General features: G+C 72.6%; 16 protein-coding genes. 8 read left to right on the forward strand and 8 right to left on the reverse strand.

The genetic code is table 11. The annotated features are described in order from the left end of the window. The first annotated feature begins 156 nt into the window (after positions 1-156). Together ABGA98_RS01530 and ABGA98_RS01535 are read left to right on the forward strand one after the other, a co-directional pair. Positions 157-1,512, forward strand: coding sequence for a dipeptidase (locus ABGA98_RS01530; protein ID WP_347616344.1), 1,356 nt, complete (start codon positions 157-159; stop codon positions 1,510-1,512). 256 nt (positions 1,513-1,768) lie between these two features. Then, positions 1,769-2,914: an AI-2E family transporter gene (locus ABGA98_RS01535; RefSeq protein WP_347616345.1), complete on the forward strand. Its 1,146-nt coding sequence runs from the start codon at positions 1,769-1,771 to the stop codon at positions 2,912-2,914. A gap of 65 nt (positions 2,915-2,979) precedes the next feature. On the opposite strand, the gene ABGA98_RS01540 is transcribed toward ABGA98_RS01535, so the two are convergent. Next, positions 2,980-3,498 (reverse strand): hypothetical protein, encoded by a 519-nt coding sequence (locus ABGA98_RS01540; RefSeq protein WP_347616346.1) that lies wholly within the window; start codon positions 3,496-3,498, stop codon positions 2,980-2,982. A gap of 479 nt (positions 3,499-3,977) precedes the next feature. Between ABGA98_RS01540 and ABGA98_RS01545 the strand changes: the two genes are divergently transcribed. Together ABGA98_RS01545 and ABGA98_RS01550 are read left to right on the forward strand one after the other, a co-directional pair. Further along, a complete protein-coding gene (locus tag ABGA98_RS01545; RefSeq protein WP_347616347.1) occupies positions 3,978-5,120 on the forward strand; it encodes a GNAT family N-acetyltransferase in 1,143 nt (380 codons plus the stop codon). Next, positions 5,120-6,289: a DegT/DnrJ/EryC1/StrS family aminotransferase gene (locus ABGA98_RS01550; RefSeq protein ID WP_347616348.1), complete on the forward strand. Its 1,170-nt coding sequence runs from the start codon at positions 5,120-5,122 to the stop codon at positions 6,287-6,289. The genes ABGA98_RS01545 and ABGA98_RS01550 overlap by 1 nt, the downstream gene beginning before the upstream one ends. A 27-nt stretch (positions 6,290-6,316) precedes the next feature. Here ABGA98_RS01550 and ABGA98_RS01555 read toward each other — a convergent pair whose 3' ends face one another. Further along, positions 6,317-6,841 (reverse strand): cysteine dioxygenase family protein, encoded by a 525-nt coding sequence (locus ABGA98_RS01555; RefSeq protein WP_347616349.1) that lies wholly within the window; start codon positions 6,839-6,841, stop codon positions 6,317-6,319. Between the two features lie 100 nt (positions 6,842-6,941). Between ABGA98_RS01555 and ABGA98_RS01560 the strand changes: the two genes are divergently transcribed. The 3 genes from ABGA98_RS01560 to ABGA98_RS01570 all read left to right on the forward strand — a co-directional run bounded on the left by ABGA98_RS01560 (position 6,942) and on the right by ABGA98_RS01570 (position 14,177). Further along, positions 6,942-7,814, forward strand: coding sequence for a LysR family transcriptional regulator (locus tag ABGA98_RS01560; protein WP_347616350.1), 873 nt, complete (start codon positions 6,942-6,944; stop codon positions 7,812-7,814). A 21-nt stretch (positions 7,815-7,835) separates the two neighbouring features. Next, entirely contained in the window at positions 7,836-8,462 is a 627-nt protein-coding gene (locus ABGA98_RS01565) for a LysE family translocator (protein WP_347616351.1), read from the forward strand. 93 nt (positions 8,463-8,555) lie between these two features. Further along, positions 8,556-14,177 carry a hypothetical protein gene (locus ABGA98_RS01570; protein WP_347616352.1) on the forward strand — a complete coding sequence of 1,874 codons (5,622 nt, stop codon included), beginning with the start codon at positions 8,556-8,558 and terminating at the stop codon, positions 14,175-14,177. A 14-nt stretch (positions 14,178-14,191) separates the two neighbouring features. On the opposite strand, the gene ABGA98_RS01575 is transcribed toward ABGA98_RS01570, so the two are convergent. The 5 genes from ABGA98_RS01575 to ABGA98_RS01595 all read right to left on the reverse strand — a co-directional run bounded on the left by ABGA98_RS01575 (position 14,192) and on the right by ABGA98_RS01595 (position 20,446). Next, entirely contained in the window at positions 14,192-15,781 is a 1,590-nt protein-coding gene (locus tag ABGA98_RS01575; RefSeq protein WP_347616353.1) for an acyl-CoA synthetase, read from the reverse strand. Positions 15,782-15,844: 63 nt separating this feature from the next. After that, on the reverse strand, positions 15,845-16,993 hold the full coding sequence (locus tag ABGA98_RS01580; protein ID WP_347616354.1) for a thiolase domain-containing protein: 1,149 nt from the start codon (positions 16,991-16,993) through the stop codon (positions 15,845-15,847). Then, complete coding sequence (locus ABGA98_RS01585) at positions 16,994-18,013, reverse strand: thiolase domain-containing protein (RefSeq protein WP_347616355.1); 1,020 nt, start codon at positions 18,011-18,013, stop codon at positions 16,994-16,996. After that, positions 18,010-18,909, reverse strand: coding sequence for an OB-fold domain-containing protein (locus ABGA98_RS01590; protein WP_347616356.1), 900 nt, complete (start codon positions 18,907-18,909; stop codon positions 18,010-18,012). Before ABGA98_RS01590 ends, ABGA98_RS01585 begins: the two co-directional genes overlap by 4 nt. After that, a complete protein-coding gene (locus tag ABGA98_RS01595) occupies positions 18,899-20,446 on the reverse strand; it encodes an acyl-CoA synthetase (protein WP_347617688.1) in 1,548 nt (515 codons plus the stop codon). Before ABGA98_RS01595 ends, ABGA98_RS01590 begins: the two co-directional genes overlap by 11 nt. A gap of 121 nt (positions 20,447-20,567) precedes the next feature. Here ABGA98_RS01595 and ABGA98_RS01600 point away from each other — a divergent pair, with 121 nt between their 5' ends. Further along, complete coding sequence (locus ABGA98_RS01600; protein ID WP_347616357.1) at positions 20,568-21,377, forward strand: crotonase/enoyl-CoA hydratase family protein; 810 nt, start codon at positions 20,568-20,570, stop codon at positions 21,375-21,377. On the opposite strand, the gene ABGA98_RS01605 is transcribed toward ABGA98_RS01600, so the two are convergent. Then, entirely contained in the window at positions 21,374-22,480 is a 1,107-nt protein-coding gene (locus ABGA98_RS01605; protein ID WP_347616358.1) for a nitronate monooxygenase family protein, read from the reverse strand. The two genes, ABGA98_RS01600 and ABGA98_RS01605, sit on opposite strands and share 4 nt — an antisense overlap. Positions 22,481-22,548 lie beyond the last annotated feature (68 nt).

The following is a 22,548-nucleotide window of genomic DNA, read 5'->3' on the forward strand; positions in this document are numbered from 1 at the left end:
CTGTAACAGCAACGAAATCCGTACGCCTATCGCAGCGGCTCAGCGCGGTCGGCGTGTCACGGAACCTCGTATCCTCCTCCATGACGGCAAAGCGCCTGTCACCCTGTAGAACTGTTCGAGAAATCTCTGTGAGAACGACCCCCGGGGGAACCGTCCGTGACTCCTGACCAGATCGAAAGCGCTGTCGCCGCCGCGATGCCCCAAGGCGTCGAGGAGCTCAAGCGGCTCGCCGCCATCCCTTCCGTGGCCTTCCCCGGGCATCCGGAGGAGCCGGTGCGCGCCGCCGCCGCGCTGACGGAGGAACTGCTGCGTTCCACCGGTCTGCCGCGCGTCCAGCAGCTGCAGGTGGAGGGGAGCTTCCCCGCGGTCTACGGCGAGGCGCCCGCGCCGCCCGGCGCGCCCACCGTCCTGCTCTACGCGCACTACGACGTGCAGCCCGCGGGCGACCTGAAGGCGTGGCGCACCCCGCCGTTCGAGCCCACCCTGATCGACGGCCGCCTGTACGGGCGCGGCTGCGCCGACGACAAGTCCGGCATCATCTCGCACGTCACCGCCCTGCGCGCCTTCCAGGGCCGGTTCCCGGTGGGCATCAAGGTCATCATCGAGGGCCAGGAGGAATACGCGGGCGAGCGCCTGGAGGCGTTCGTCGAGCAGAACCCCGAGCTGCTGCGGGCCGACGCCATCGTGGTGGCCGACACCGGCAACCCGCGCGTGGGCGACGCGTCGGTCACGACGTCGCTGCGCGGTATGGCCGCCTTCACCGTCGAGGTCCGCACGCTGCGCGAGGCTCTGCACAGCGGATCGTTCGGCGGCGCCGCCCCCGACGCGCTGGCGGCCCTGATGCGCATGCTGACCGCGCTGCACGGCGACAACGGCGACGTCCGGGTGCCGGGCCTGCCCAGGGGCAACTTCTTCGGCCAGGGGCCGTCGGAGAAGGAGTTCAGGCAGACCGCCGGGGTGCTCGACGGGGTCTCGCTGGTGGGCTCCGGCTCGCTGGCCGACCGTCTGTGGTCGTCCTACTCGATCACCGTGACCGGCATGGACGTGCCGACGGTGTCGGGCGCTGTCAACGCCGTGCAGCCGGTCGCCAGGGCCAGGGTGACGGTCCGCATCCCGCCGGCCGGCGACCCGAAGACGACGGTCAGCGCGGTGACGGAGTTCCTGCGGCAGGTGGCGCCGTGGGGCGTGCAGGTGGCGTTCGGCGACGTCGTCGTGGGCTCCGGCTTCCAGGCCGACTCCGGCGGCAAGGCCAGGTCGGCGCTCAACCGGGCGATGGAGCGCGCCTTCGGCCGCCCGCCGCGCGACGTGGGCGCGGGCGGGTCGATCCCGCTGGTCAACACGCTGCTGAAGCAGTTCCCCGCAGCGGAGATCCTGCTGTTCGGCGCGGAGGACGAGGACGCCGCCATCCACGCGCCCAACGAGCGGGTCGACCTGGAGGAGCTCCGCCGCGTCGCCACCGCGGAGGCGCTGTTCCTGCACGAGCTGAGCCTCCCGTCGGCGCTCGGCGTCTAAGGAGGGGTTCTCGCCGGCCCCGCCTGCCGGGCCGCGGGTGCCGACGAGCCGACCAGCCGGCGAATGCCCGGCTTGAGCGGCCGGCCCTTGTACGTTGGGTACGTCACCTCGGCATCCGGCGTGACCGGGGCCACGACCCCGGTGCCGGGCACGCCCAAGAGGTCGACGTCCGGTGCCTCCCCGGCCGGCCACGTCCGTTCGCACTGTCTCGTCGCGCGGGCCACAGAGGGGTGTGGCGCCGAGTCCCTGGAGGGTCATGGAGAAGCCGGTGGAGGCGCGCGACGAGCCGCCCGCGGTGCGGGTGCTGATCGCGCCCGCGGACGTCTGGCGCACCGGGCTCGGCATTGCGGCCGTCGTCGCCGTGGTGCTCTTCGTACGCTTCGTGCTCATCGACGCGGGATCGCTGATCACCACCCTCGTGATGGCGTGGTTCCTCTCGCTGGCCATGGAACCCGCTGTGCGCCGCCTGTCGCGGCGAACCAGCCGCGGGAGGGCCACGCTGCTGGTGATGACGCTGTTCATCCTGGCCTTGGTGATCTTTTTCGTCCTGTTCGGGAGCCTGTTCGTGCAGCAGGTCGCGGTACTGCTGGAGGCGCTGCCCGGGGTCATCACCGGCGTCGTGGAGTGGCTCAACACCCGTCTCGGCACGCGCTATGACATCCCCGACATCCTCGCCTCCGTCAACCTGACCCCGCAGCAGGCGGCCGAGTACGCGCAGGGCGCGCTCAGCGGCGTGCTCGGCCTGCTGGGGACGGTGGTGGGGGCGGTGTTCAACATGTTCACCCTGCTGTTGCTGACGTTCTACTTCTCGGCCGACGGGCCGCGGTTGCGCCGATGGGTCGCACAGTTTCTGCCTGGCCGGTTCCAGGAGGTCTTCATCGCCGTCTGGGACGTGTCCACGAGCAAGACCGGCGGGTACGTCTCTTCCCGGCTTGTCCTCGCCACCATCAACGGCACCGCCTCTGCTCTGGTGTTCCTGGCGCTCGGCATGCCGTCCTGGCTCGCGCTCGGGGCGTGGACGGGCCTGGTCGCCCAGCTCGTGCCCACCATCGGCACCTACATCTCCGTCGCCCTGCCGGTCGTGGTGGGGCTGGTCTCGCCCCGGCCCTGGATCGGCCTGGCGGCGCTGGGCTGGGGCCTGTTGTACCAGCAGGTGGAGAACCTGACACTGGAGCCGAAGATCAGCTCACGGGCGGTGGACATCCATCCCGGGGTGTCGTTCGCGGCAGTGATCCTGGGGGCGTCGCTGTTCGGTGCGATCGGTGCGCTGCTGGCCGTGCCCATGGTGGCCATGCTGCTCTCGCTGGTCGACACGTTCGCCACGCGCCGGGAAGTGCTGGAGGCCGCGGCGAAGAAGCCGCCCCCGCCGGCGGGCACGACCAGAGCGGCGCCGCCGAAGTGACGCTGGGGCATACCCTCGTCACTTCGGCGCCTGCACCGCGGACCTGCGGCCCGGCGCGGAAACCCCTACCTGCTTCTGTCGAAGGACTTCATCTCCCTGCCGTGGACCGCCAGCGCGTAGATGACGACGACGTCGAAGGCGATGACGATCGTCGACCAGAACGGGTAGGCGGGGAACCAGGCGAAGTTGACGAGCGCCTGAAGGGAGGCGAGGACGATCCCGACCACCCGCCCCCAGGTCTTACCCGACAGGACGGCGGCGCCCGCGAGGAGGACGACCACACCCATGATCAGGTGGAACCATCCCCAGGCCGTGTAGTTGACGGGAATCGCCAGGTTGTCGGCGGTGACGAGGTAGAAATCGGTGTTGAAGATCCCTACCAGGCCCATCATCGCCTGGAAGCATCCCAGGATGATCATCCCGATGCCGGCGAAGATCACCCAACCCAACCAGCCGGTGGGCCGTGGCGCCTCTTCCGCAAGTGACGTCTGCGTACGGGCCGTCTCCGTGAGCGGCGGGGTCGCCTGCTCCGGTATCTGATCCCGGGATGGCTGCTGCGTGCGCGCGTGGCGTGGGTCTACCATGCTCGGCTCCCTCCGCACGGCGGAGCTTGGGAGGTGGTCCGCGTTCGCGGCCGCGCCTGCACGCCGGCTTCGTCCGTGCACTCTCCGAGAATGCGGCGGCCGAGTCGCTCAGGAGCACACTCGTCGCCGCTCTTCTGCTCCCTCTACCCCGCCCCGTCAGCACCCGCCGCACCTTCTCCTAAAAGTGCGCAAATGAGGCGTGACCTCGCCTTGGGGCTCAGGAACACATCTTTCTCCCGAGTCCATGCTCGCGCGCACCTCTCCGGCGGTCAGGGGGTTGCGGCGTGCGCAGCCGCCCCACCATGCACGCAGAGCCAAGGGCCCCGCGACTCCCTGCCATGGACCGCCCGGCGCTCCGCTCCGTAGGTTGATCAAACGTGACCGTTGCCGACCGCCGTCCGGTGGTGCGCCATTGATCGGCCCCGGCGCCGGCTGCGTCGTCGGAGGGCGGCGGCGCTCGTCGCATGGAAGTGATCGACGTGACGCAATCTCTGTACTACGTGGGCGAACCCTCGCACCTGCGCCGGACCGAGCACGTGGGAACGCTGGACGTCGTACGGCCCGGCGAGCTGACCGCTGGGGCCCTCGCGGCGTGGCGGGCGATGCAGCGTGGCCGGCCGCAGCTGGACAACCCGTTCCTCAGCCCGGAGTTCGTCATCGCGGCGGGGAACGTCAGAGCCGACGTGCGGGTGGCGGTGCTCAGGGACGAGGCGGGCTTCGCCGCGTTCTTCCCGTTCGAGCGGGGCCGGGGCGGGGTCGGCAGCGCGGTCGCTCCGTGGGTGTCGCTCTGCCACGGAGTGGTGCACCGGCCGGAGGTTGGGGTCGACGCTGACAGGTTGCTGGCGGGCGCCGGCCTGCATGTGTGGCGGTTCGGCTGCCTGACCGGCCGGCAGCCGTGGTTCTCCGGGTTCGCGGAGGCGCGGATGGAGACGGCGGCGATCGACCTGTCCGAAGGGTTTCCCGCCTATCTGGCGCAGCTGCGGGAAAGGGCTCCCAAGTTCCTCAAGTCGACCCTGTACAAGGAGCGGAAGCTGGGCCGGGATCTCGGCGTGGTGAGTCTCGATCTCGACGTGGCCGACGAGCAGCAGTTCAGCCTGCTGCGCCGGTGGAAGTCCGGGCAGTACCGGGCGAAGGGGCGTACCGACCGGTTCTCGAAGGCGTGGGTGGTCGAGCTCGTGGAGCAGCTGCACGCGGCCGGCGGCCCCGACTTCGCGGGACACCTGACGATGTTGTACGCCGGCGGCCGGCCGGTCGCCGGGCACTTCGGCATCCGTACGGCCACCACGCTGGTCGGCTGGTTCCCCGCGTACGACCCCGCCCTCGCCCGCTACTCCCCGGGCCTGATCCAGCACGTACGGATGGCCGAGGCCGCCGCGGCGGCCGGGGTGCGCACCATCGACCTCAGCGTGAAGGCGGACTCGGAGTACAAGGACGCGCTGAGCAACGCCACGGGCGCCATCGCGTCGGGGGCGGCGCGCCGCCCCACGGGCACCGCCCGCCTGCACCACCTGCGCGCCGCGCCGGCGAACCGGTTACGGCGGCTGGTCCTGGAGACGCCCGCGCTGTATCGGCGGGCCGACCGGATGATGCGCTGGTTCGGCCGGTTGCGGGGTGCGGCGTGATGCTGCGGGCGGCGATGACCCGGCGGCTCGGCCAGCCGTGCGTGCACGTGCCCTCCGCCCGGCTCGGTCTCTACCTGGCGTTGCGCCACTGGACGCGGCCGGGCGACCGGGTCCTGATCGCGCCGACCAACTGCGAGACCGTGCTGTTCACCGCCCTGGCCGCCGGGCTGGAGCCGGTGATGGCCCCGATCAGCATCCGCGACGGCAACATCGACCCGGCCAGGGTCGACTACCGGGGGCTTGCCTGCGTCGTCACCACCCACCTGTACGGCCAGCCCGACCAGATCGCCGAACTGGAGGCCGCCTGCGGGGAACGAGGCCTCGTGCTCGTCGACGACGCCGCCCACGCGCTGGGCGTGCAGGTTGCGGGGCGCCCGCTGGGCACCTTCGGCGACGTCGGGGTGCTGAGCCTGGCCAAGCACGGCCGCGCCATGTCGGGCGGCTTCCTGACCAGCACCGACACCGTCCGGCTCGCCGAGGCTGCCGGCACGCTGGACACGCTGCTGCGGCCGGGGACCTGGCACGGCCACCTGCGTGACCTGCTGCGGCCGATGGCCCGCGAAGCCGTCACCCGAGCCGGGCTCACCCGCCCCGTGTGGCAGGTGATGAAGGCGACCGGCCTGGCCCGGTGGGAGGGGCACCGCCTGGCCGCGCGCGAGCCCGAGCTGCGCGCCACGCTGGCCATGCCCTTGAGCGACGAGAACGCGCGGCTGTCGGCGCTCGACCGCTGGCTCCGCGTCGACCAGGCCGCCTGGCGTACGCGTCAGACCGCGGGGCTGCGCCGCTACCAGCTGACCCGCCTGCGCACGGCCGAACGTGAGCGCGGGCGCAGGATCGTCGGCGTCGAGAGGCTGCGGGCGACGCCCTGGGCCGCCGACGGCGTCAAGGAAGGGCTGGCTCTGCCCCTGCTCCGCGTCCCGCTGCTCGTCCGGCAGCGGGACGCGGTGGTGCGGGCGCTCGAACGGCGCGGAGTGGTGCCCGGCTTCATCTACGACCCGCCGCTGAGCGACTATCTCGCCCTCGTGCGGCCGGGCCCCGCTCACGCGCACGCGCGCTGGTGGACCCGCCACGTCCTGCCCGTCGACCCCCTGCACGCGGAGCGCGTCGAAGCGCTGCTCACCGAGCTCGGCGTGCACCCGGCCCCGGCGCTCCATGATGTCCTGGCGTGAGGCGGGCGCCGGTCAGGAGTGCGCGCCCTACCGGACGGGCAGGGCGTAGACGCGGCGCACGCTGCTGCCCAGCCGGCTCACGTCGGTGCCGTACACGTGGAGCGACACCCCGACCTCGTCGCTGGTATTGCGCACCATGTGAATGTCACCGGGCGGCGCGAACCCGCTGACCTCGCCAGGACGGTTCGCCGCACGCCCGATCTCCACCAGGTGGTCGCCCATGTCGCGGTAGAGGGTTTCGTACTCGATGCCGCTGAGGATGCCGAACGTGCACCACGCCACATGGTCGTGGATCACCGTGAACTGGCCGGGCCGCCACACGACCGCCACCACCGAGAAGCGCTCCTCGGCGTGCAGCACGTGGGACACGTACCCGTCGGGCGAGCCCGCGCGCTCCTCCGGCGTGAGGATGTCGAGCCCGGGGAGGCCGTCGCGGAGCAGATCGGCGACGGCGTGCGCTGTGTCGCGGGGCGCTGGCTCGCGCGCCACGATCGCGGAGACGCCGGACACGAGCAAATCCAGCCCCGGACGGACGGCGGTGACGGTGCGCATGAGGTACTCCCTGGAAAATCGCCTTCCCTTCTACCGTGTCCCACATGGATCGATAGGTCCAACAGAAGTCTTCTGGCCTATCGATAGATACGATTGATAGATGCTCGACGTCACCCGGCTTCACGTCCTGGTCGCGGTCGCCCGTACGGGTTCGCTCACCGCTGCAGCCAGAGAACTCCACTACTCCCAGCCCTCGGTCAGCCATCACCTGGCCAAGCTGGAGGCGGAGACCGGGGCCAAGCTCATCCAGCGCGCCGGGCGCGGCATCCGGCTCACGGACGCCGGCCGGCTGCTCGCCGAACGCGCCGCCGACATCATCGGCCGCCTCGACGCCACGTCCGAGGAACTGGCCGCCCACGTCGGGCTGCGCACCGGCCGCGTGCGGCTGGCCGCCTTCCCCTCCGCGCTCGGCACGTTCATCCCGAAGGCGGCCGGCCTGCTCGCCGCCGCCCACCCCGGACTGCGCCTGGAGCTCATGGAGACCGAGCCGCCGGAGGCGCTCAGGCTGCTGCGGGCGGGCCGGGCGGACGTGGCGGTGATGTTCCGGTACGACGACACCGCGCCGGAGGACAACGGCCTGCACATGATCCACCTCTTCGACGACCTCAGCTACCTGGTGTCCAGCACCCCTGCCGACGGGCTGGAGAGCGGGCTGGCCGCGCATGCCGGCTCGCCCTGGATCGCGGGGTGCGACCGGTGCCGCAGCCACCTGCTGGACATCTGCGACAAGGCGGGATTCACGCCGCGCATCTCGTTCACCAGCGACGACATCGTGGCCGTGCAGGCCCTCGTGGCGGCCGGGCTGGGCCTTACCCTGCTGCCCGGGCTGGCGCTCACCGCCCACCGCCACCCCGGCGTGCACGTGACCGAGGTGCCCGGCTCGACCCGGCACGTGTACGCCGCCGTCTACGGCGAACCACCCCACCCACCGGCCACGGAAGCACTCGTGAAGGCGCTGGAAGAAAGCCTTTGACGCCGTTCCTACGATGGCCGCATGCCAGATATCGCGACACTCGCCGTCTTCTGCGTTGCCGTCCTCGGGCTGCTGCTCGTGCCCGGGCCGGCGGTCGTCTACATCGTCACCCGCAGCGTCGCGCAGGGCCGCGCCGCGGGCGTGATCTCCGTGCTCGGCGTGCACGCGGGCTCGCTGGTCCACATCGGCGCGGCGGCGCTGGGCATCAGCGCCCTGCTGGCGGCCTCGGCCACGGCGTTCACCGTGGTCAAATACGTGGGCGTGGCCTACCTTCTCTGGCTCGGCGTACGCAAGCTGATGCACAGGGAGAACGGCGCGGACACCGTCGAGCTGCACGTGCAGTCGAAGCGGCGGCTGTTCTGGGAGGGGTTCGTGGTCAACGTGCTCAACCCGAAGACGGCTGTCTTCTTCGTGGCGTTCCTGCCGCAGTTCGCCGACCAGCAGGCGGGGCCGATCGGACCGCAGATCCTGCTGCTCGGCGCGATCTGGCTGGTGCTCGGGATGGTGTCGGACGGCACGTACGCGATGCTCTCCTCGGCGCTGGCCGGCCGGATCCGCGGGTCCGCCAGGGCGCGCCGGCGGCTCGACGTCGGGAGCGGCGTGGTCTATCTGGGGCTGGCGGCGTGGCTCACATCCGCGAAGGCATGACAAGAGCGGAAATTTCCCAGCCATAGTGCGATAGTTGAGATCACAGGCTCGTCGGGGGGACGACACGTCGCGACGTACCTAATGGGCGGACCCATGGACACGCCACCACACCGCCTCGCGCTCGAACGGGTCGTCGAGGTCTACTCCGGTCACGACGACCTCGTCGGCGTGACCGGATCCGGATACGTGATCGGCGCCGATCTGGTGCTGGCCTCCGGCCAGGTGGTCGGGCCCGGCACGCCGTGCCAGGTGCGCGCGCCCTGGTCGGCCCGGTGGATCGCGGCCGAGCAGGTGTGGCGTGGACGCGGCGCGGCCGGCGCGGTGCTGCTGCGGGTGCCCGGCTCCCCGTGGGCCGAGCTGCCCGGCATCGAACACGTGCGCTGGGCCAGGGCCGCCGCGCCCGGCGTACGATGCCTGGCCAGAGGATTTCCGCGGGCGGGGCAGCGGGCCGGGTTCCGCGACGCCGAGACGCTGACCGGCGTGGTCGACGCCCCGGCCGACGCGGCGTCGAAGGCGCTGACCGTCTCCGTGGGAAACCCCGGGAGCCACGCGGTGCCGGGCTCGCTCTGGGGCGGCCTGCCGGGCGCCGCCCTGCTCGCCGAACCGGCCGGCCAGCTCATCGGCGTGATCACGTCAGGCACCGCCCCGCGGCTGGACGCCGTACCGGTGACCGCGCTGCTGAGCGACGCGCGTTTCCGCGAGCTGGCCGGCGTGCCGCCCGGCCGGCTCGAGACCGTGACCGGCGACGAACCCTCCGTGCCACTCGCGGACCTGCTGGCGCCCGCCCGTGACGACCCGCCGCCGGACGGCCCCGGCTGGACGCTGCTGGCGGCCCGTCACGCCGTCGTGCCGTTCCTGGGGCGGGAGGAGGAGCTGGCTCGGCTGCGCGCCTGGGCCGCCGAACCGGCCCCGCTGTCGATCGCGGTGCTGACCGGCCGCGCGGGAACCGGCAAGTCACGGCTGGCGGGCGAGCTGTGCGCGGAGCTGGCGGGGTCCGGCTGGGACGCCGGCCTCCTCCCCCTGGACACGCTCTACGACCCGGACCCCCGGCCGGACACGGATCCCGAACCGGACGTGGATGCCGGCTGCGCGGCGGCGGGCGGACGGGCCGGTGCCGCGCTGGACGCCGTCCGGCCGACGTTGCTCGTCGTCGAGCATCCCGAGCCCTCCGTTCCCGTGGTGGGCGAGCTGATCCGGCGGCTGGCCAAGCATGGCCGCAACCCCCGCGTACGGCTCCTGCTCGTGGCCCGCGAGCCGGGCGAGCCCGGGTGGTGGCGGCGCCTGGACACGGCGGCGGGCGGCTGGCTGCGGCGGCTGAACACCACGACGATCCAGCTCAACACCAGCCCGCTCACCCTGCCCGAGCGGACGGAGCACGCCCGCGCCGCCATGAAGGCGTTCGCCCCCGGCCGGGCCGCGCTGCCCGCCCCGCCCCATCTCGACGATCCCGAGTACGGCCTGCCGCTCCACGTCCACCTGGCCGCCCTGATGCGCCTGCGCGACGAGGGCGAGCACGCGCGCGGCGGGCTCCTGGAGCGGTTCGTCGCGCGGGAACTGGAGGAGTGGGCACCGGCCTGGCCCGCCGGTCACCAGCGGGTGGACGGCGTGACGGCGCGCCAGGTTATGACGGTGGACGCGGCGACCGCGCGCCAGTCCGTGGCGGTGGTCACGCTCACCGCGCCCGCGCCCGCCGAACTGCCCGGCCTGCTCGCGGCCGTGCCGGGACTGCGCGACGCCGCCTCCAGCGGGCCCGGGCTCGACGGCCCCGTCCACGACGTGGTGGCCTGGCTCCGCCGGATCCTCCCCGGCGGCGAACGGCTCGTCCCGCGGCTCGTTCCCCTGGGCCCTGACCTCGTGGCCGAACAACTCCTGTCCGGCACCGAGGGCCTCGAATCGCTCGTGCTCGCCCTGCACGACCTCGACGGCCGGACGACCCGGCATCTCGTACGGATGCTGGACGTCCTGCGGGTGTCCGCGGGTGGGGAGCGGGTCAGGTCGGCGCTGCGGACGCTCGTCACGGCCAGGGCCGGCAGCCTGGTCGAGGAGGCCGTGACCCATCCAGGGACGCGGCTCGGCGACCTGGTCAACGCCGTACTCGCGCTGTTTCCCGCCGAACCGGAGGTCATGGCCGGATTACCGGTACGGGCCGGCCGGGACCGGCTCGGCCTGCGGGCCCTCGACGTGACGCTCAGCGAACTGGCCGTGCACCGTCACCGGGCACGAGGCGAGCGGACCGCCCTGGCGGACGCGCTGTCCACGGTGTCGGGCCGGCTGGCGGCCGCGGGGCGCGTGGGCGAGGCGGTCGCCGCGGCGGCCGAGGCCGTGGAGATCCACGCGGCCGCTCCCCCGTACGAGGAGGCGGCCGGACGGGCGGAAGCGCTGTTCGGCCTGGGGGCCTGCCTGTTGCTGGCGGGCGAGGCCGGGGGCGCGCTCAGGCCCGCGCAGGAGGCGGCGGCCAGGTTCCGGATTCTGGCCGAGGACGACCTCCGGCATGCGGATGGGGCCGCGCGGGCCCACCACAACCTCGCGTGCGCGCTGCTGGAGAACGGGCGGCTGGGCGAGGCGGTCCGGGCGTACGAGGCGGCGGGCGGGGACGGCGAGTTCACGGGGCACCTGGCTGCCCTCCTGTCCGTGGCCGCCGCACGTCACCCCGACACGACCGGGACGACCCGAGCGGGCACGGGGACGGACGCCGTCGCGGCGCCCGCGCCGCTGATGCGGTTCGACGGGCCGGATCCCGCGGCGCTGCCCGAGCTGGCCGCCTGCCTGGCCAGGGCCGCCACCGCCGCCGTCGAGCACGTGGCCCCGACGAGCAGGGACGTGGCCCACCGCCTCCACCTTCTCGCCGCCTGGCTCGAAGCGCGGGACAAGCCGGCCGACGCCCTGGTCCCCGCGGGTGAGGCCGCCGTACGGCTGCGCGGCCTGGCCGCCGAGGAGCCGGGGCTGCGCTCCATGCTGGCGGAGACCGCGAGCATGCTGGCCAGGCTCCATGCGCGGCTGGATGACCTGGACGCCGCCGCACGTTCCGCTGCGGAGGCCGTACGGAATCTGCGTGCCCTGGTCGCGCTCGACCCCGGCGGGCATCGCGCCCGCCTGGCCGGGCAGCTGCTGGTGCTGGGCGAGTTGCTGCTGGCGGACGACCGGCCCGAGGCGGCGCTCGGCCCGTTGCAGGAGGTCATGTGCGTGGCGGCGGAGCGGCACACCGCGACGCTGGCGAACGCCCGGCGGCTGCTCGGCCTCTGCCTGGACGAGCTCGGCAGGACCGCCGACGGCGCGGCGCAGCTGGAGGTCGCCGCCGAGCTGTACGACCTGGCCGGCGGCCACGCGCGGCAAGCGGCAGCGGTACGCGCGAGGCTGGAGCGGATGCGTACGGCGCCGGACGTCCGCGACGGCGAACGACCCTGGCTGCTGGCGATGGTCGCCCGCGATCCCGAGCAGGCCGTGGCCGGCGCGGAACAGCGCCTGGCGGAGTGCAGGCAGTCCTTCGAGAGCGCGGGCGTGCCGGGGCTGGAGGAGATCCACGCCTACCTGGCCGCGCAGGCGACGCTCGCCCGCGCCTGGGCGGACGCGGGGCGGGCCGGGGACGGCCTCGCGCTCGCGATGCAGGCGGCCGAGCTGCTGCGGCGGTATCCCGTACCGGATCGGCCGCACGCGATCGCCGTGGGCATGGTCGCGGCGGCACTCGGGCGCTCGCTCGCCGGGCTCGGCCGCCACCAGGAGGCCCTTCCGCACCTGCGCACCGCGATCGAGTCCTACGAGCCGCAGACCGGTACGAGCGCCGCCTTCCGTACGGAGCTGGCGGAGCTTCTCATCCTGGAGACCGTCGCGCTGTCCCGTGCCGGCTGCCCGTCGGACGCGGAGGCCGCCGCCGACCGGCTGCTCGGGCTGTACGAGGAGCTAGTGGCGGAGGAGGGGCCCGCGGCCGGGGTGGCTCTGTGGTCGCGGATTCTCGGCATGCGGCCGTTGCCGGGGATGGACGTGCTGGAGGCCCTGGTCGAGTCCCTGGCCGGATTCGCGGGCGACATCTCGGACTTGGGGCCGGCGCTGGCGGCGTTCACCGACGCCCTGGAGCAGGATGTGCCGCTGAGCGGCGCCGGCGCCGAACTGCACGCGAAGTACGGGCTCTGCCTCGCGGCGTTCCGGGACACGGCAGCGCGGGCGGGAGACGACGGGACCACCCGCGTGCCCGCCGAACCGGCCACCCAACCGGCCGCCGAACTCGCCGCCGAACTGGCTGTCCGTGTCCACCGGAACCTCGCCGCCGCGTCAGGTGCGCACCGTACGGAGCTCGGCCTCGCGCTGGCCGCCCTCGCCAGGCTCGGCCACGCCGACCTCGCCGTCATGGAGCAGGCCATCGACCTCCTCACCGAACGACCGGACGACACACCCCACCGGCCCCGCGAACGGCCGGATGACACAACGGCCGGCACGCGAGGCCGGCCCGGCGGCGTGCTGGTCGACGTGCTGGACCGTTATGCCGTCCGGCTGCTCGACGAGGGCCGGGCCGTCGAGGCCCTGGCCCACTGCGAGCGCGCCGCCGATCTCTGCGACGAGCTGGACGACCCGGCCCTCGCCGCCGTCACCTACGCCCGGCTCGGCACCGGCCTGGCCGTGCTCGACCGTCCGCAGGCCGCGCTGGAGGCGACCACCTGGTCGCTGGCGGAGCTGGACCGCGCCGCGGCGGCGGGTCGGGAGCTGCCGCACGTGCGGGCCGAGGCCATGCGGGTGCGCGGGCAGGCGTTGCGGGCGTTCGGGAGGGAACAGGAGGCGCTGGCGCATCTGGTGGAGGCGCTGGAACTGTTCGTCCGGCTGTCCGACGCGGCGGCCACCGCCGAGACCGCCGCGACGATCGCCGACGACCTGCTGGCGTCGGGGCGGGCCGAGGAGGCCGCCGAGTACGCCAGGACTGCCGCGACCGGGTACTCCCCCGGCACCGTCAAGCATGCGCTGGCCATCCAGCGGCTGGCCAGGTGCCACCTGGTGCTCGGCGAGCTCACCGAGGCCAACGCGCTCGTGGAACAGCTCATCCCGCTGGCCAGGCGGTCGCCGGACGACCCCACGCACCGGGCGATCCTCGCCGACTCGCTGGCGCAGAGCTCGGAACTGCTGCCCCTGCTGGGGCTGGATGGCGGGACGGAGGCGGAGGCGAGAGCGCGGGAGGCGATCGCGATCTACGACGAGCTGCTGGCCGCGGGCATGGACGCGCAGGCTCTGCACACGGGCCGTGCGGGCGCCTGCCTGACGCTGGCCTCCGCGCTGAGGATGCGGGGCATGGCCGCCGACGCGATCCAGCCGCTGCGGGAGGCGGTCGCGGCGCTCGAACGCCACGGCCCCGGCCATCCCATGTTGCTGGGTCTGCTGTCCAGGGCGATGCTCATGCTGGGCGACGCCCTCATGGAGGCGGGCCGGGCGCTGGAGGCCGGGCTCGTCTTCCACCGGGCCACGCAGGTGACCAGGGACACGCTGTTCAGAGCCGTGGCGCACGCCAGGCTCGGCCTCTGCCAGGAGGAGCTGGCCAGGGACGACGCCGCCGACGCCGCGCTGCGGGTCTCCGCGGGGCTGCTGCGCGACCTGCTGGCCGACGGACGCGGCGAAGGGCCGGCCGAGTTGCTGCGTGACGTGCTGCACGGCCGGCTGCGGCTCATGGAGCGGGCCGGGCGGAACGACGAGGCGACGGCGATCCAGGACGAGTTACGCCGCCTCACCCGCGCGTAGGCGTGAGGGCCGGATCACCCGGGCGAGCCGCCCTCCGCGATCTCTCGTGCCCAGCGGTAGTCGGCCTTGCCTGCCGGTGAGCGCATCATCTCCGCCACGAACGCGTACGAACGGGGCACCTTGTACCCCGACAGCAACGTCCTGCAGTGCGCGTCCAGCTCCTCCTCCGTGACCTCGACGCCCTCCCGAGGCTCGACCACGGCCGCCACCCTGCTCCCCCAGCGTTCGTCCGGCACCCCGGTCACCACCGCGTCGAACACCGCCGGATGCCCCTTGAGCACCGCCTCGACCTCTTCGGGGAACACCTTCTCCCCGCCGGTGTTGATGCACTGCGAGCCCCGGCCGAACACGTTCACCGTGCCGTCGGTCTCGACGGTCGCGAGGTCGCCGGTGAGCAGCCAGCGGGTGCCCTCCTCGTCGGTGACGAACGTGCGGACCGTCTTGGCGGGGTCGTTGTAGTAGCCGAACGCCACCCGGCCCGACCTGGCCACCGTACCCATCTGCCCGGAGCCCGGCTCGACGGGTCTGAGCCGTTCGTCGAGCACGGCCAGCTTGACCACGGGGTTGGGCTGGTAGCGCAGGCCCTTCTCCGGGGAGGAGCCGGCCACGCCCGACGCCGTGTAGCCGGACTCGGTGGAGCCGAAGTTGTCGAGGATCATGACGTTCGGGAGCAGCTCCTGCAGCCGGTCGCGTACCGCGCCGGACAGGATGGCCCCGGTCGAGCTGACCACCAAGAGCGAGGAGACGTCGTAGCCGCCGCCCTCCAGCGCGTCCGCCAGCGGCCTGGCCATGGCGTCGCCGGTGATGTTCAGCGTGAACACGCGTTCCCGCTCGATCGTCCGCCACACCTCGGGGGCGTCGAACTTGCGCACGTACACCATGGCCGAGCCCATCCACCAGGCGATGAACGTGGCCATCTGCGCGGCCCCGTGCATGAGCGGGGGCGCGGCCATCATCACCATCGGGGTGGCCTTGACCGCCTCGTCGACGACCTCCTGCGGGGTGGCGCGCGGCTCGCCGTACGGGTTGCCGCCGCCGAACCCCATGAAGAGGTCCTCGACGTGCCACATCGCGCCCTTGGGCAGTCCGGTGGTGCCGCCGGTGTAGATGATGTAGACGTCCTGGCCGGAGCGCGGCGGGAAGCCCCGTTCCGGCTTGCCGCGTTCGAGAGCCGTCGCGTACGGCACCGCGGAGCCGATCGACGACGGCCCGCCGAGCGCGATCAGGTGCTCGAGCAGCGGCGCCGCACCGGCCACCGCGCTCACCCTCGGGTCGAACTCCACGTCGTAGATCAGCGCCCTGATGTCGGAGTCGCGGTACAGGTAGAGCAGCTCGGCCTCGACGTAACGGTAGTTGACGTTGATCGGCACGGCCCTGATCTTCAGCGTGGCCAGCATGCCCGCGACGTACGGGATGCCGTTGTAGAGCTGGATCCCGACGTGCTGGCCCGGCTGGACGCCCAGGTCCGCCAGGTAGTGGGCGAGCCGGTTGGCTTCGGCGTCGAGTTCGGCGTAGGTGCGCCGGTCCTGGCCGCAGACGACGGCCGTCCTGTCCCCGATCGTGTCCGCGAGCCCTTCGAACAGGTCAGCGTGGTTGAACTCCATGACGACCCTTCCTCTGTCCGGGGGTATGCGGGGTGTCCCCGCAGGCCGGGGTGTCCCCGCAGGTCAGGGCTTGTCGCGTCCGACGATCCACATCGCGAAGAACTGGGATCCTCCGCCGTAGGCGTGGCCGAGCGCCGTGCGGGCGCCGTCCACCTGGTGCTCGCCCGCCGTCCCGCGCACCTGCAGCGCGGCCTCGGCGAACCTGATCAGCCCGGACGCCCCGATCGGGTTGCTGGACAACACGCCGCCCGAGGCGTTCCACGGGATGTCACCGTCGAGTGCCGTGGCACCCGACTCGGTGAGCTTCCATCCCTCCCCTTCCGCCGCGAACCCCAGGTTCTCCAGCCACATCGGCTCGTACCAGGAGAACGGCACGTACACCTCGGCCACGTCGATGTCGCGGCGCGGGTCGGAGATGCCGGCCTGGCGGTAGACGTCGGCCGCGCAGTCCTTGCCCGCCTGCGGGCTGACCGTGTCACGCCCGGCCCGGAAGATCGGCTCCGAGCGCATGGCCGTGCCGTGCACCCAGGCGGGGGTGCCGGTGGCCGCGGACTCGGACGACAGCACCATGGCGCAGGCGCCGTCGCTGGACGGGCAGGTCTCCAGGTAGCGGATGGGCTCCCAGAGCATGGGCGTGGCCTCGACCATGGCCTGGTCGATGCCGGGGATCCTCAGGTGGGCGTACGGGTTCTTCAGCGCGTTCAGCCGGTCCTTGACCGCGACGAGCGTGCCGATGTGGCCGGGGGCGCCGGACGTGCGCATGTACTCGCGGATGTGCGGCGCGAAGTAGCCGCCCGCGCCCACCACCAGCGACGCGCTGAACGGCAGGTGGGTGGACAGCGCCCAGGTGGCGTTGGACTCCGACTGTTTCTCGAACGCCACGACCAGCACCCGCTCGTGCACCCCGCCCTGGATGAGCGAGGCGCCGACGAGCGCCGTCGAGCCGCCGACGCTGCCCGCGGTGTGCACCCGCATCATCGGCTTGCCCGCCGCGCCGAGCGCGTCCGCCAGGTACGACTCGGGCATCATCACGCCCTCGAACAGGTCGGGCGCCTTGCCGATGACGACGGCGTCGATGTCCTTGAACGTCAGCCCGGCGTCCTCCAGCGCCCGCAGCGCCGCCTCGCGCACGAGCCCGGCGATCGACACGTCCGTGCGCCTGCTGCGGTAGCGCGTCTGCCCGATGCCGATGACAGCACAACGGTTTCCCATTCACGCCTCCAGTACGGTGACGAGGTTCTGCTGCAGGCAGGGGCCGCTCGTGGCGTGCCCGACGGTGCGGCGGGCGGTGCCGTCGTGGATGCGCCGCGCGGCCTCGCCGATGCGGATGAGACCCGTGGCCATGACCGGGTTGGCCGCCAGCGGGCCGCCGGACGGGTTGATCTCCGTGCCGTCGTCCAGGCCGAGCGCCTCCCGCAGGATGATCTCCTCGTGCGGGAACTGGGCGTGCAGCTCCGCCACCTCGACGGGGCCCTTGCCGACCCCGGCGGCGCGTGCGGCGTCGGCGGCGGAGGCCGACCGCGCCAGGTCGCGCATGCCCAGGTAGTGGGGCTCGGTGCGGTGGGCGATGCCCCGGAAGTAGGCGGGCCGGGGGCACAGCCGGCTCGCCAGGTCGCCCGCGGCGAGCACGATCGCGGCGGCGCCGTCCGTGATGGGCGGCACGTCGGTCGTCTTCAGCGGCCGGACGGCGACGTCCTCGCCTTCGGGGTCCGGCAGGTCGAGCGCGTACGGGTTGCGCCGCCCGTCGGCCCGGCTGCGCCTGACGATCTCGTCCAGCTCGGCCCGGTCGGCGCCGGCCGCGTTCGCCTGGAGCGCGGCGTAGGAGAGCTGGTCGAGCCCGAGCGGCGCCAGGTAGTACGGGTCGAGCTGGAGGGTCATGATCGTGCGCAGGTCGCCCAGCGACGACTTGCCGAAGCCGTAGACCAGGGCCGAGTCGATGTCGCCGTGCTGGAGGCGCACCCACGCTTCGTACAGGGCCCAGGCGCCGTCCATCTCCACGTGGCTTTCGGAGATGGGCGGCCAGGCGGCGAGCGCGTCGAGGGCCGACACGAACGAGAAGGGGGCGCCCGCCAGGTAGTCGCAGCTGCCGGAGCAGGTGAAGCCGAACCGCTTGAGCCCGGTGCGCTCCTTGACCTCGCCGATCACGGGGCCGATGAGCTCGGGCTCGGTCAGTCCGGTGTCGTGGCCCGTGTGCCGCGTCTGGGCGAACGCGACGATCGCTACGTCTCTCATGGCCGCTCCACGTCGGGCTCGCCGGTGGGGGCGAACCAGCGGATGTTCGCCATGGACGCCGTCCGTTCGTGCTCGGGGACCCAGACGGCCCTGACGCGCATGCCCTGGCGTACCTCGTGTGCGGGTACGTCCCCGAGCAGGGCGATCATGGGGATGTCGCTGCCGTCGAGCAGGATGTACGCCGACACGAACGGCACCTCGGGGGCCCGCGGGTCGGGCAGGTTGTTGATGGCGAACGTGGTGATCGTCCCGGTGTCGGGGAGTTCGAGCGTCTCCGGGATGGTGTCTCCGCATTCGGGGCAGGTCAGCCGGTACGGCACGTACACCTTGGCGCAGGTGGCGCAGCGGCCGCCGAGGAAGACGCCGCGTTCGATGCCCTCCAGGAAGACGCGGAGGGCGCCGCCCGCCTGGAGGCGGTATTCGGTGCGGACGTTGGCCACGATGTCGGTGACCTCAGGAACGAAACACGAAATGTCGGTGATCTGGCCGGTGGGGTGGTCGTTCCAGACCGGCCACACCCGCATGCCCGCCCGCAGCCTCTTGGGATCACCCGCGTCCACGGCGTGCACGAGCGCGGTGTCCGCGCCGTCGAGCCTGATCAGCGCCCAGGCGAAGGGGCGGTCGAGCGGGTGGCCCGCGCCGGGCTCGGTCACGTACGCCCACGTCGTCACCGTCCCCGCCGGGCCGACCTCGACGAACTCGCCGGTGACCGGTTCGCCGGTCGCGGGGTCGTACTCGAGGGGCGGCACGAGCACCTTGCCCTCTTTCGTGCGCACCCCGACGATGCGGCGGCCGCGTAGTTCGCTGAGGAACCGGCCGATCACCGGGCCCGTGGTGCGCGTGTAACCGCCCGGGAACTCCAGAACGTGCTGGGCTACCAGCGGATCAGATGGCACGGTCGTGTCCCTCCCAGTACGGGTCGCGTAGCTTGCGTTTGAGCAGCTTGCCGTTGGGCTCGCGGGGCATCTCCGCGATGAAGTCGACGCTTCTGGGCCACTTCATCCTGGCCAGGCGGCCCTCCAGCGACGCGAGCAGCTCGGCGGCCAGCTCCGGCCCCGGCTCGATGCCGGGCGCGGGCTCGACCACGGCCTTGATCTGCTCGCCCCACTCCTCGTCCGGGATGCCGAATACGGCCACGTCCGCCACCTTGGGATGGACCATGAGCTCGTTCTCGATCTCGGCCGGGTAGATGTTGGCGCCACCCGAAATGATCATGTCGGCCTTGCGGTCGCAGAGGTAGAGGAAACCCTCCTCGTCCAGGTATCCGATGTCCCCGACGGTGAAGTAGTCCTTGAGCCGGTTGGCGGCGGTCTTGGCGGGATCGCCCTTGTACTCGAACGGGACGCCCATCATCTTCATGTAGATCGTCCCGGGGGTGCCGGCCGGCACCGGCTCGCCCTCGTCGTCCACGATCAGCAGCTCGCTGATCGGCCAGGCCGAGCCCACCGTGCCCGGGTGCGCCTTCCATCCCTCGGGCGTGGCCAGGGTGCCGCCGCCCTCGGTGGCCGCGTAGTACTCGTACACGCAGTCGCCCCACCACTCGAACATCGCCCACTTCACCGGGACCGGGCAGGGAGCGGCGGCGTGGATCATCCACCGCAGCGAGGAGAGGTCGTACGCGTGCCTGGTCTCCTCGGGCAGCGCGAGGAGCCGCTTGAAGTGCGTCGGGACCATGTGGGAGCTGGTGACGCGGTGCCGCTCGCACAACCGCAACATCTCCTCGGCGTCCCACCGGTCCATGTAGACGAGCGTGTGGCCCATGTGCAGGGCGGTCCCGCCGAACTGGGTGACCGCCGTGTGGTAGCTGGGCGAGGTCACCAGGTGGGCGTTGGGGCGGCCCGGCGTGATGCCGAACAACCCGAGCAGACCCGTCATCAGCTCGGCCGAGTCGTCGGGGTCGAGCCCGCTCAGGTGGCGCCTGACGCCCTTGGGCTTGCCGGTGGTGCCGGAGGTGTAGTGCATGGTGGCGCCGGCGGTGCGGTTCCCGGGCGCGGTGTCCGGCTGCCCGGCGGTCAGCTCGTCCACCGGGCGGAACCCGCCGGCCTGCTCGCCGAGCACGAACCGGCGCCCCGGCTCGATGGCCTCGGCGCCCCTCGCGCCCTCCTGGAGGAAGCGCGGGTGCACGAAGAACGCCTTCGCCTCGCTGTCGGAGACGATGTACGCGATCTCGGGGCCGGTCAGATGCCAGTTGACCGGGGTGTAGTACCACCCGGCCTGCAGCGCGGCCAGGTAGAGCACGAGACCGTCGGCGCCGTTCGGGGCCAGCCCGCAGATGCCGTCGCCGGGCTCAAGCCCGAGGCCGCGCAGGCCGTGCACGAGCCGGTTCGAGCGGGCCAGCAGGTCGCCGGCGCGGTGCTCCGTACCGTCGGGGTCCACGGCGGCGATCCACTCGGGGTCGGCCTGCGCGAGCCTCCAGAAACCGAGCGTGCCCATGCGATCCCCTCTCGTGCTCATGGCCGGACCCAAACAGGAACCTGTTCTCGTTTGATGGGGGGAGCGTATCCTGGGGCGAAAGTACGTAGCAAGCGCTTGATTCAGCAATTCGGAGGCATCCGTGGAGCTCCTGCCGATCAGCACCCCCCACTGCCGGATCGAACGCGACGGCCACGTCCTGACCGTCACCATGAACCGGCCGGAGGCTCGCAACGCGCTCTCCTCGGACATGCTGGTCGGCCTGGCCTCGGCCTGGGCGTACGCGTCGGCGGAGCCGGAGATCCGGGTCGCGGTCCTCACGGGCGCCGAGGGCACGTTCTGCTCCGGGGCCGACCTCAAGGCCATGGGCCAGCCGTCCACCGACCCCGAGGTCCAGGCCAGGGCCGCGCGGATCCCCAACTACCACTGGAAGGGGCTGCTGCGCGAGGACCTGCCCGCCAAGCCGGTCATCAGCGCGGTCGAGGGCTACGCGGTCGCGGGCGGCACGGAACTGCTGGTGGGCACCGACCTGCGGGTGGTGGCGGAGTCGGCCACGCTGGGCCTGTTCGAGGCCCGGCGCGCCCTGTTCCCCATGGGCGGCAGCGCCGTACGCCTGCCCCGGCAGATCCCGTACTGCCACGCCATGGACCTGCTGCTCACGGGCCGCGCGATCACCGCGGCCGAAGCGCTGTCCATGGGCCTGGTCAACCGGGTGGTCCCCGACGGGCAGGCGCTCGCGGCCGCCCGCGAGCTGGCCGAGGACGTCGCCGCCTCGGGCCCGCTGGCGGTCCAGGCGATCCTGCGCACCTACCGCGACACGCTCGGCCTGGCCGAGCCCGAGGCGCTGAAGGTCTCGGACGAGCTCGGCTGGCCGGTGATCGGCTCGGAGGACGCCAAGGAGGGCACCCGCGCCTTCCGCGAGAAACGTCCTCCCGTCTACCGCGCCCTCTAGTCGCCGGTGATGCGGCCGAGGCGTTCCAGCGCCTCGGCGTACTCCTCCACCAGCCCGAACACCACGTCCTTGGTCGACCTGACCTGGTTGGTGAGGCCGATGATCTGACCGGCGGGGAACGTGGCCAGCTCCGACACGTCCGAGCGGCCGATGCGGCGCAGCGCGTCCGACACCAGCATGAACTGCAGCGGCATCGGCAGCGTCCCCGGCGACTCCTCCGACTCCCACGCCTCGGTCCACTCGTTCCTGAGCAGCCGCGCCGGCTTGCCGGTCCAGCTGCGCGAGCGCACCGTGTCGCGGGACGTGGCCGCCAGGATGCGCTGCTTGGCCATCTCCGGCGTGTCCGCCTCCTCGACCGTGAGCCACAGGGATCCGGTCCACACGCCCTCCGCCCCCAGCGCCATCCCCGCCGCCATCTGGCGGCCGTTGCCGATGCCGCCCGCCGCCAGCACGGGCACGTCCACGGCGTCCACGACCTGCGGGATCAGCACCATCGTGGAGATCTCGCCGGTGTGCCCGCCGGCCTCCGTGCCCTGGGCGACGACGACGTCCACGCCCACCTCCACCTGCTTGAGCGCGTGGCGGGGCGTCGAGGCGAGCGCGGCGACCTTGACGCCCCGCGCGTGGGCGAGGTCCACCACGTCGGCGGGCGGCGGGCCGAGCGCGTTGGCCAGCAGCGCGATCGGGTGGCGCAGGGCCACCTCGACCTGCGGCCGGGCCGTGGCGTCCGTCCAGCCGAGCAGCACCCGCCCGGGGTCGGCTTCCGAGGACAGCGCCGGCACTCCGTGCCTGGACAGCAGGTTCTCCACGAACGCGCGGTGCCCGTCGGGGATCATCGACTGGAGGCGGCCGACCAGCTCCTCGGGAGCGAAGTCCGCGCCCTCGTACGAGGCCGGCATGACGACGTCCACCCCGTACGGCCGGCCGTCCACGTGGTCGTCGATCCACTTGAGCTCCATCTCGAGCTCTTCCGGCGTGAAGTAGAGAGCCCCGAGCACCCCCATGCCGCCCGCGCGGCTGACGGCGGCCACCACGTCCCTGCAGTGGCTGAAGGCGAAGATCGGGAGCTCGATTCCGAACATGTCCGTGACCCGTGTCCGCATGGATCGACGATAAGTCCGGGAAAGCCACACTGCAACGCGTTCTACTCTAGAACGTTCGCTCGGTCAGC

Source organism: Nonomuraea sp. B1E8, from assembly GCF_039871515.1.
Lineage (GTDB): Bacteria > Actinomycetota > Actinomycetes > Streptosporangiales > Streptosporangiaceae > Nonomuraea.

Excerpts from the sequence above, each read along its gene's own strand:
- ABGA98_RS01580 (WP_347616354.1), bottom strand. The coding sequence starts at position 16,993 with ATGGGAAACCGTTGTGCTGTCATCGGCATCGGGCAGACGCGCTACCGC.
- ABGA98_RS01550 (WP_347616348.1), top strand. The coding sequence starts at position 5,120 with ATGCTGCGGGCGGCGATGACCCGGCGGCTCGGCCAGCCGTGCGTGCAC.
- ABGA98_RS01570 (WP_347616352.1), top strand. The coding sequence starts at position 8,556 with ATGGACACGCCACCACACCGCCTCGCGCTCGAACGGGTCGTCGAGGTC.
- ABGA98_RS01560 (WP_347616350.1), top strand. The coding sequence starts at position 6,942 with ATGCTCGACGTCACCCGGCTTCACGTCCTGGTCGCGGTCGCCCGTACG.
- ABGA98_RS01585 (WP_347616355.1), bottom strand. The coding sequence starts at position 18,013 with ATGAGAGACGTAGCGATCGTCGCGTTCGCCCAGACGCGGCACACGGGC.
- ABGA98_RS01535 (WP_347616345.1), top strand. The coding sequence starts at position 1,769 with ATGGAGAAGCCGGTGGAGGCGCGCGACGAGCCGCCCGCGGTGCGGGTG.
- ABGA98_RS01595 (WP_347617688.1), bottom strand. The coding sequence starts at position 20,446 with ATGGGCACGCTCGGTTTCTGGAGGCTCGCGCAGGCCGACCCCGAGTGG.
- ABGA98_RS01565 (WP_347616351.1), top strand. The coding sequence starts at position 7,836 with ATGCCAGATATCGCGACACTCGCCGTCTTCTGCGTTGCCGTCCTCGGG.
- ABGA98_RS01605 (WP_347616358.1), bottom strand. The coding sequence starts at position 22,480 with ATGCGGACACGGGTCACGGACATGTTCGGAATCGAGCTCCCGATCTTC.
- ABGA98_RS01540 (WP_347616346.1), bottom strand. The coding sequence starts at position 3,498 with ATGGTAGACCCACGCCACGCGCGCACGCAGCAGCCATCCCGGGATCAG.
- ABGA98_RS01575 (WP_347616353.1), bottom strand. The coding sequence starts at position 15,781 with ATGGAGTTCAACCACGCTGACCTGTTCGAAGGGCTCGCGGACACGATC.
- ABGA98_RS01555 (WP_347616349.1), bottom strand. The coding sequence starts at position 6,841 with ATGCGCACCGTCACCGCCGTCCGTCCGGGGCTGGATTTGCTCGTGTCC.